At 49.3% G+C, this 10,192-nt stretch carries 8 protein-coding genes and 1 pseudogene; all 9 read right to left on the minus strand.

Going from position 1 to position 10,192, the window contains the following annotated elements; genetic code table 11:
• Positions 1–566: hypothetical protein (locus KDK14_RS13270; RefSeq protein ID WP_257265633.1), on the minus strand; the 566-nt coding region annotated here is incomplete at its 3' end.
• 191 nt (positions 567–757) lie between these two features.
• Positions 758–2,050 carry an adenylosuccinate synthase gene (locus KDK14_RS13275; RefSeq protein WP_257265634.1) on the minus strand — a complete coding sequence of 431 codons (1,293 nt, stop codon included), beginning with the start codon at positions 2,048–2,050 and terminating at the stop codon, positions 758–760.
• Between the two features lie 27 nt (positions 2,051–2,077).
• A pseudogene (locus KDK14_RS13285) lies at positions 2,078–3,276 on the minus strand (ATP phosphoribosyltransferase regulatory subunit).
• Positions 3,277–3,385: 109 nt separating this feature from the next.
• A complete protein-coding gene (gene hflC / locus KDK14_RS13290) occupies positions 3,386–4,261 on the minus strand; it encodes a protease modulator HflC (protein WP_257265637.1) in 876 nt (291 codons plus the stop codon).
• On the minus strand, positions 4,258–5,430 hold the full coding sequence (gene hflK / locus KDK14_RS13295; RefSeq protein WP_257265638.1) for an FtsH protease activity modulator HflK: 1,173 nt from the start codon (positions 5,428–5,430) through the stop codon (positions 4,258–4,260). Before hflK ends, hflC begins: the two co-directional genes overlap by 4 nt.
• 496 nt (positions 5,431–5,926) lie before the next feature.
• Complete coding sequence (gene hflX, locus KDK14_RS13300; protein ID WP_257265639.1) at positions 5,927–7,219, minus strand: ribosome rescue GTPase HflX; 1,293 nt, start codon at positions 7,217–7,219, stop codon at positions 5,927–5,929.
• A gap of 146 nt (positions 7,220–7,365) precedes the next feature.
• Entirely contained in the window at positions 7,366–7,611 is a 246-nt protein-coding gene (gene hfq, locus KDK14_RS13305) for an RNA chaperone Hfq (RefSeq protein WP_257265640.1), read from the minus strand.
• Between the two features lie 334 nt (positions 7,612–7,945).
• Positions 7,946–8,893, minus strand: a complete 948-nt coding sequence (miaA, locus tag KDK14_RS13310; protein ID WP_257265641.1) for a tRNA (adenosine(37)-N6)-dimethylallyltransferase MiaA — start codon at positions 8,891–8,893, stop codon at positions 7,946–7,948.
• A gap of 214 nt (positions 8,894–9,107) precedes the next feature.
• Positions 9,108–10,046 (minus strand): hypothetical protein, encoded by a 939-nt coding sequence (locus KDK14_RS13315; protein WP_257265642.1) that lies wholly within the window; start codon positions 10,044–10,046, stop codon positions 9,108–9,110.
• Positions 10,047–10,192: the final 146 nt, after the last annotated feature.

The raw sequence follows: 10,192 nt of genomic DNA on the forward strand, positions 1-10,192 counted from the left end.
GGTCTTTTAAAAATATCAATTACTTTCTCAAATAAAAATTTTGAAAGCTCAGGTTGCCCGGGCAGCCTGAACTCACCCTCTTGACAAGTACCTCGCGGTTTATCGATCAGTATCCCCGCTTTTTTCATCTGCAACTCCATGAGTTGTAGCATTTTCTGTTGGCTACTTGCTATTCCGGTCAACGTTTCTGACATGCGATCTATTGCCTTTGAATCTGTTCCTTCAATTCTATTTTGTTCAATGGAACTGAAATCGATTGGCAGATCCGGGCTGAGATCAAAGTTGCCAATCTTTTCAGGTAAACGGACAGTGGCAACAAGATTGCCCAGATTGATCTGTTGAATGGATCGTTCACGTAAAGGGCAGGAAACCTCATGAATTGAAAAATCTATGGGATTTTCTTTGGCAAGAACCTCCATATCTTCTTTAGTCAAGAGAGTGGAGTTTATTGATTGAATGGTTCGGTTATAACCAGAAACACCATGCCGTAATAGGTTGATTGAATCCCGGATCTGTTGCTTCCACTGTTCCAGGGTTGTTAATCCTGAGGGTGATGTTGACTGCATGGGTTCCTGCACTGTTTTGAGATGACGGTTACTGTATCTTTGCTGAATTAACAGCCTCATGAGTAATCAGACAGGGTAAACCCGGAAAGGTTCACTGAAACGCCGATGGGAGCAGGTTTTCAGCAGATAACTGCTGTGGCAGGTAGCCGATTTGCCACAAACCGGCGTTTATTCACAGTCAATCCTGGCAATCAGGCAAACGGCTGACGCAGGACAATGGTTTCTACACGGTCAGGCCCGGTAGAAATAATATCAATCGGCGCACCGGTTACCTCTTCAAGACGCCTGATATAGGCCAGGGCATTGGCAGGCAGCTGATCAAGGCTCTTCACACCAAACGTTGACTCGCTCCAGCCAGGCAGCTCTTCATAAACCGGTTGAACCGACCGGTACTCTTCAATATCAACCGGCGTGGTGATGGAGTCACCAGCAGTATTCTTGTAATCCACGCAGATGCGGATCGTGTCAAGACCGTCCAGCACATCCAGTTTGGTCAGACAAAGGCCGCTGACCGAGTTTATCTGAATAGCCTGTCTCAGGGCCACGGCATCAAACCAGCCACATCGGCGTGGACGCCCGGTAGTAGCGCCAAACTCATTACCGACCCTGGCCAGATGGCGGCCGTTTTCATCATCCAGCTCGGTGGGGAACGGTCCTGAGCCAACACGGGTTGTGTAAGCCTTGGTAATACCCAGTACGTAATCCAGGTACAGCGGACCAAAACCGGAACCCGTAGAGGTTCCACCTGCGGTGGTGTTGGATGACGTGACAAACGGGTACGTACCGTGGTCAATATCCAGCAATGAGCCCTGGGCGCCTTCAAACAGAATATGGTCGCCACGCTGATGATGCCCATGCAGACGGTCTGATACACGATCAATCATCGGGATCAGTTCTTGGGCCATGGCCAGCGCGTTATCCAGGACGGTCTGGTAATCTACGGCTTCTGCCTTGTAGTAGTTCTGCAGGACAAAGTTGTGATAATCCATCACTTCTTTCAGTTTTCCGGCAAACCGTTCAGGGTGCAGCAGATCAGCAACACGTAAACCCCGGCGTGCCACCTTGTCTTCATAGGCAGGACCGATACCACGACCTGTTGTGCCAATTTTGGCTTCACCGCGGGCCAGCTCACGGGCCTGGTCCAGCGCCACATGGTAAGGCAAGATCAGGGGACAGGCCGGGCTGAGCTTGAGTCGCTCACGAACAGGAACACCGGTTTCTTCCAGCTGCTTCATCTCTTTGAGCAGCGCTTCAGGAGAGAGCACAACTCCGTTACCGATGTAACAAACCACATCTTCTCGCAGGATTCCCGAAGGAATCAGGTGCAACACGGTTTTCTCACCATTAATAACCAGGGTGTGTCCGGCATTATGGCCGCCCTGGAAGCGAACAACGGCTTTTGCCTGCTCGGTCAGCAGGTCGACAATCTTGCCTTTACCTTCATCACCCCACTGGGTGCCAAGTACGACAACAGTCTTACCCATGGAATCGGTCTCTTGGTTTCAATGCAATTATAACGGTTCAACTAACCATTCACCGTCACGGCAGATCAGCTGATGGTTGCAACCCATGCCTACTGCCTCTGTCGCTTGCCCGGGTAGCTGGCGAACTACCCGCTCTCCCCGCCGACGCAGGGACTGCACCAGGGCAGCATCTGCATCAACAGGTGCAAAAATGGTCTTGCCTTCGTTACAGTCATCTGTACATTCTGTTGTCAGTTCCTGCAACGCCTTTAGCTCCATAAGCGTCTTGAGGTCAGTGCTGACCCCGTCGCAGGGCGTGATCGGCCAAAGACTTCACCGATCCCATCATAGCGCCCGCCTTTGGCGATTGCCTGCCCCTGACCGGGCAGATAAGCCGCAAAGACGACGCCTGTATGATAGTTATAACCCCTGAGTTCGCCCAGGTCGAAATAGAGGCCAGCCCCCGGATAGAGGCTGGTAATGTCTCTGGCAATCAACCCAAGTTCATCCAGGGCAGTGGCGACGCCCTCAGGACCATCAGCCAGCTCACCCCTGGCGTGTTCGAGTATTTCCGGACCACCTGCCAGATTGGGCAGAATTTTCAGCATCCTGGCAGAGGCTGCAGTGATATCCCACTGATTGACCAGATGTTCAACTTCAGAGATCGCCTTGCGTTGCAATGCATCAAAGAGCGCCAGCTCGTGATCACCGGATAGTCCCGCCTGAGATGCCAGTAACCGGTATATCTGCACATGCCCAAGATCCAGACTGACGGAGTCGGCATTCACCCGGGCCAGGGTTTCCAGCATCAGGGAAATCACCTCAAGATCACTGGCAACCCCAGCGTGACCATACAGCTCTGCACCTATCTGGATGGGTGACCTTGAAGCCCCGAGGGAAGCGGGTCGGGCATGAAAGACACTACCCGCATAACAAAGTCTTGTCGGCCCGGCCTCATTCAGGGTATGGGCATCCATTCTTGCCACCGCGGGTGTTGTGTCTGCCCTTAATCCCATGGTTCTGCCGGTGAGTTGATCGGTTACCTTGAAGGTTTGCAGATCCAGGTCGTGACCAACACCTGCCATCAGTGACTCAATAAATTCCAGATGGGGAGGAATCACCAGTTGGTAACCCCAGCGGTCAAACAGGTCGAGTATGTCGCGCCTTAACTTTTCCGCATAACGGGCCCTGCCAGGCAGAATTTCCTCAATACCATCAGGCAGCAGCCAGCGATCAGCGACGGTCATAACAGCCTCTTTTAGCCACAGGTTCAATGAACCCACACACGAAAAAACCGGGCGAGGCCCGGTTTTGCTAATGTTACCACGGTTTTTTAACACTGACAGCAAGAGTTCATTATTTGCCTTGCCTGTCGTGATTAAAGTAACGGAAGAAATCACCTTTTGGCTCAATCAGCATGACGTCGCCAGACTCTTTGAAGCTCTCTTTGTAGGCCTGCAGGCTACGATAGAAAGCATAAAATTCCGGGTCCTGCTGATAGGCTTTGGCATAAATTTCGGCAGACCTGGCATCACCATCACCACGAATCATTTCAGAATCACGGTAGGCATCGGCCAGCACCACCCGCTTTTCACGGTCAGCATTCGCCATGATTCCTTCTGCCATCTCCTGGCCACGGGACCGATAGTCCTGCGCCTCCTTTTCACGCTCCGATGACATCCGCTCGAATACGGAATCACTGACCTGTGGTGGCAGGTCAATCCGCTTGATACGGACATCCATAACGGTGACACCAAGCTCCTTCTGGGCAACTTCATTCAGCGTTTTGGTCAGTTCTTCCATCATCTCATCACGCTGGCCGGAAACCACTTCGTTCAGAGTGAGGCTACCAAACTGGTTCCTCATGCTGGACTCAGCTCGTTGGGCAAGCAGATTGCTGGCCCGGAACACGTCACCGGCCGTGGCACGGTAGAAGTCGTAGACGTTATGAATACGCCATTTAATGTAGGAATCTACAATAACCGCTTTCTGCTCAAGGGTAAGAAAGCGCTCGGAGGGTACATCCAGCGTCTGCAGGCGACCGTCGAACACCTTTACCTTGTCAATAAGCGGGATTTTCACATGCAGACCGGGAGGAATGCTGTCACGGACTACCTGACCAAATCGAAGTTGAACCGCTCTCTCCCGCTCGGAGATAACGAATAAACTCCCCCAGGCCAGGATTACAACAACCAGAGAGATAATCAGTCCAGTGAAGGCTTTCTGACTCATCGACTTACCCTCCCTCCACTGACTCGCGAGCTATTGACGCGCTTATTCAATTCTTCTGTCACCCGGGTGGTAATCTCGTTTAATTCCTGGGCAGATAATTGTCTGGAGGGCATATTGTTGCCGCCATGGGACTGTGTCAGTTTATCCAGCGGCAAGTACATCATGTTATTGCCACCCTCAACATCTACCAGTACCTTGTTGGATTTACTGAATACGCGTTCAATCGTCTCGATATAAAGACGCTCACGGGTTACTTCAGGTGCCTGTTGATATTCGCCCATCAGTTTCACGAAGCGGTCTGCCTCACCCTCTGCCCTGGCAACAACCTCATCACGGTAGCCGTTGGCATTCTCGATAATACGCTGAGCCTGACCACGAGCTTCCGGAACAATCTTGTTGGCATACACCTGAGCCTTGTTCTTGGCCCTTTCTTCATCCTCACGGGCGCGAATAACGTCATCAAACGCTGCCTGAACTTCTTTGGGAGGTTGGGCGCTTTCAATGTTTACCTTTGCCACATTCAGTCCGGTGCCGTAGCTGTCCAGATAAGACTGAAGGCGATCACGCACTTCAATACCCATCACCTCACGGCCTTCTGTCAGTACCTGGTACATTTCTGAGCCACCGACAACATGGCGCAGTGCACTTTGTGTCGCTTCTTCCAGACTCACCAGAGGCTTGGCAACGTTGAGTACATAGTCCTTGATGTTGTCAATGTTGTACTGAACCGACATGGCCACCTCGACGATGTTTTCGTCTTCGGTCAGCATCTGCTGCAGAAGGTTGTAGGTTCGAAGTTCAGTAACCCGTTCCTGGAACTTGGTTTCTATGGGAGGGAAGTATATATGCAGGCCGGGGCCAACGGTCTCGGCATACTCACCAAAACGAAGGATAACAGCCTGCTCTTTTTCATCAACGGTATAGACCGCATTCCAGATATAAACAGCCACAGCAAGTATCAGAATGCCAATAAATATGCCGGAAGAGGAACCTGTCTGAGCACCACCACCGGAGCCTCCACCGCCTTTACGGTCTCCCCCAAACATGGAATTCAGTTTTTCCTGAAATTTGCGAAAAGCATCGTCCAGGTCCGGTGGTCCTTGCTTATCGCCTTTGTTACCACCGCCCCATGGATCCTGATTATTTCCACCCGGCTCGTTCCAGGCCATATATGTCTCCGTAGAGTCAGCATCAAATTGAATTTTGGTTTGAGCATCCCTGTTACTGGGGACAACAGGCGATTAGATCCATTGCCGGTCCATCAGAGGATGTGCATACCATAGTTACCTTCAGACCTTGAGAGCCTGCCAGGTATGACATGAAGTCGCAGGATAAATTCCATGGCAGCCAGCCACTTTCACGTTAACCTGCGCTGCAGCACAGGAGGGTAAAAAATGTATTCGTACTGCCAGGAATCTTGGCCAGCCTTTACAGGCACTCATGTATGTTGTACCCGGTAAAGATATTTCCTGAGCCAGATTGTAGAGTTTGGATAGCGAATAGCGCAAGCCGAATTAGTAAAGACCGCATCGGATTTTCTTTACAAACATCAAATTAGAGCTGTTTCACCCAAATTTTATCCGGCATTCACGATGAAAAATTCTATCCAGCCAGCAAAGACGACAAGAAGGTTATATTGAAGATAAAGAACCCATCGCAAGGCAATCAGGGCATGGAATGAAAGCAACTCTCGCTTAGCCCTTCCTGCCTGGAGAGGCGTTCAAAGTCAGACTTCGCCAGACGGATATCCAGAACCACATCGCCACTGTCGGAGTAGGCTTCTGATTGAATAGCGCCGAGCTTATAGAGCCTGGCACGAATGCGTCCCTGGGCAGGCTTCAGGGTTAATTTTCCCTGCAGCATCTCATCACAAAGCAGCTCTTTGATGGCTTCTGGCAGCAGTCCAGCACCCTCACCGGTAACCGCTGAAACCCAGACGCGCACGGGACGCCCTTCATCATTGCGCTGAATTTTCGGCTCTACTCCCTGCAACAGGTCAATCTTGTTATAGACCTCCAACTGTGGCACGTCATCCGCCTGGATCTCTTTCAGTACCGAATGGACCTGATCCATGTTGTCCAGACGTTCTGGATCGTGACTGTCAATGACATGCAGCAGTAGATCAGCCTGACGGGTTTCCTCAAGTGTCGCCCGGAAAGCCTCAACCAAATTATGAGGCAAATGACGTATAAATCCCACTGTATCTGCAAGCACGACAGGCCCAATGTCCGGTAACTCAATCCGCCGCAGCGTTGGGTCAAGGGTGGCAAACAATTGGTCAGCAGCATAAACCACAGACTCGGTCACGCGGTTAAAAAGTGTCGACTTTCCTGCGTTCGTGTACCCGACCAGTGAAACCTGGGGAACCTCCGCCCTCTGTCTGGCACGTCGCCCCTGCTCCCGTTGCTTGCGTACCTTTTCCAAACGACGACTTATGCTCTTGATGCGAGCCCTGAGAAGACGGCGGTCAGTTTCCAGCTGGGTTTCACCCGGCCCTCTGAGGCCAATACCGCCCTTCTGCCGCTCAAGGTGGGTCCAGCCACGGACCAGTCGTGTGCTCATGTGCTGCAACTGGGCAAGCTCAACCTGAAGCTTGCCTTCAAAGGTTCTGGCACGTTGGGCAAATATATCCAGAATCAGCCCGGTGCGATCAATGACCCGGCACTTCAGCTCTTTTTCAAGATTACGTTCCTGACTTGGAGAGAGCGCATGATTAATCAGCACGACATCGACATCATGCAGAATGACCAGCTGACGGATTTCTTCAACTTTGCCGGGGCCGATAAAGAAACGGGGATTGGGATGCTTGCAGCCTGCGGTAATAAACGCGGCAGACTCAACACCCGCGGAGCGCACCAGCTCCATGAATTCCCGGGGGTCTTCCCGTTCATGATCATCGTTCAATTCCAAATGAACAAGAACTGCAGATTCTCCACCCTCATGGCGGTCAAAAAACAAATAGATATCCTGAAAAAACCGCGAAGCAGGAAATACAGTCTTGAATCAGCTGACAAAAAGCTGAAAAAAGACTGCGCCACATGGCTCGTTCTAAAAAATAAGACACGTGAGAGCGCTTCAGGCGCCCTCAAGCTGGATAAGCATGTTTACTCATTGTCAGGCTGATCTGTACCCTGCATCGGTAAACGAACCGGGCGGCTCGGTACGACAGTTGATACAGCGTGTTTGTAAACCATCTGGCTCACTGTATTTTTGAGAAGAATAACGAACTGATCGAAAGACTCAATCTGCCCCTGAAGCTTGATACCATTAACCAGGTAGATAGAAACTGGCACGCGTTCTTTACGCAGCACATTCAGGTAAGGGTCTTGTAGAGAATGCCCTTTTGACATTTCTGTACTCCTTTTAATTCTGGGGTTTTGAATAGCCTTGGTCTACTTTGAGGAGGACTATTCGCTGGACCGGCTGCGCCAGTACTCATTGTTCAATATATGTACAGCCCATGAAATGCCGACTCACATTAAGCTAACCCAACACCGCACTCAATAAGTAATACTAGCTACTCCCACCAGTCCTGCAGGAACAATTAGAAGTTCTAAAGTACTACTTAAAATAACAGCAAATATTAACAATCATCAGTTAATAGATGAAGGTATCTTCACTGCACATAAAATGCTTCAAGGCTAAATAGCCAGAAATGTACGATTTCATTTGGCCAGATACTTGCTAAAGGATACTTCCCAGAACTTTCAAGGCATCACCCGTCAGGTTATTGGAAAATGTATCAAGCCAGTGAATATCAGGCCAGCTTCTTAGCCAGGTTAGCTGCCTTTTAGCCAGCTGCCGGGTCGCAATAATACTCTTTTTGACCATGTCATCGTAGTTTAGTTCCCCAGCCAGATATGACCAGGCCTGACGATAACCAACGGACCGGACAGAAGGCATGGAAACATTAAGGTCTCCACGCTGATAAAGTCGGGTCGTTTCCTCCAGAAAACCACTTTCAAGCATCATTCTGAAACGCAGCGCGATGCGCTCATGGAGCAAAGTACGATCGTTCGGAGCTATTGCCATGCTAACAATGTCATAGGGTAAACTTTGCTCTTTCTGCTCCCTGTGCCATTGAGAAAGTGGCTTGCCGGTCAGTTCGTAAACTTCCAGAGCCCGCTGCAAGCGCTGGGTGTCCGATGGTTTTATTCTCAGTGCTGCTTCTGGATCAACTTCCGACAGCTGCTGGTGTAAAAAAGCCCATCCCTGTGTCTGTGCGCTATCGAGCAGCTGTTGGCGAATCCCGGCATCGGCAGAAGGCATGGTGGCCATGCCGTCCCTGAGCACCTTAAAGTACATCATTGTACCACCAACCAGCAGGGGGATTCTGCCACGGTCGGTGATATCGGCCATCAATGCCAGGGCATCCCGTCGAAAATCGGCGGCTGAATATGATTCAGCCGGATCAAGAATATCGATCAGGTGATGAGGAAATTCTGTCAGAATCTCATGTTCTGGCTTGGCAGTGCCAATATTCATTCCACGGTAGATAAGTGCCGAGTCCACACTGATGATCTCGAAAGGCAACTGTTTGCTGAGCGCTACCGCAAGGTCAGTTTTGCCTGAAGCGGTGGGACCCATCAAAAATACAGCGGGAGCCAGACGATTTTCTTCATGTGCGGACATTGGAGAATGTGTACCTGAAAATAATGGAATTATGATTCTATCGGGTTGTTCTGGCAAACGAGTAGACTTTATTGGATCGCAGGATTTCGGAAAAGTTTCCCGTAGGCAAGGAGTTTCTGATTTGAGCGCCCGGGTCTCAGTGATTGGGCGATCGTGACAGCGGGATGGTGTATCAACTACAACAAATTTATCCTCAAGCGTTCAGCTAAATTGATTAATTGTCCAATAAGTCATCATCGTCTACAAAATCACTATTGTATTCAAAATCCCTACCGTCCTCAATATCACTATCGTCCTCAATATCATCAACAGGGGGATTTGCTTTAGTGCGAAGACTATCAATAAATTTGTCCCAATCGAACTGATTTTTTTTACTCAAACTCAATACCTCCTTAAAAACAGCGGCCTTGTTTAGGCTACCTCTGTGAAATTCTTTATTTTCAATCATATCGGCTAGCATGCACACCTTGCTGACCTTGTCTTCAATACCTGTTAATTGGTTCAGTTGTAATGCAATGCTTATAAAATTCAGCGCATTCAATGTTGCATATTCACTACCTTTTGCACTCATTTTGTTATTAATATCTATGGCCAGTGAACAAGTGTGCATTCTGAACGGGATATCAGTTGTATCGTCTGTGGCAAGCATGCATAGATTATCAAATAGTCTTACCAGGTGAAATGATTGAGGGTTATAAAATTCCGGATCATGCGTAAAGATCAGTTGTGAAGGACCAGGGGAGATAGCCAAAGGTGGTATAACTGCATTATTATATTTATCTATTTTTACTGGTGCATTAATGTCGTAAGTATATTGTTGTTCTTTTTGTTGTAAATCTTTGAGTTTTTCTAACATTCTGGCTTCTACTTCATTCTTGATAACTCTTTTCACCAAGAGATCATCCGACCTGAGAGAAAGGTAATTATCCACGTTGATTGAGCTAAAGGCGGCAAAATCCTTCAAATTCAAGAATGAGGTAATCTTCATCTTTAACTCAATGGGTAATGGTAAACAATTGTCTTTTGCGGGCTCTGATGTCACCTTTCGTAAGGGGGTGAATACATTCGCCTGGGGATTTTTTTTGAATGCACTTGAATTTTGATAATCAGAGAAATCAACAAAACGATCAACAATGGCATTTGCCGGATTCATAATTACACCTTGACTGTTGTCATAACTTTTAAGCCTGGTTGCGATGTCACAAGAACTCATCCCTATCCCGGCCCGGTATGCCGCTTAGGCGCTGTTCTGAAATAACTTCGACATTTCTACAGACGCTACCCGCCGCCCGCTTCCCG

Origin of the sequence: Endozoicomonas sp. ONNA2, assembly GCF_024606365.1 — a bacterium.
Lineage (GTDB): Bacteria > Pseudomonadota > Gammaproteobacteria > Pseudomonadales > Endozoicomonadaceae > Endozoicomonas.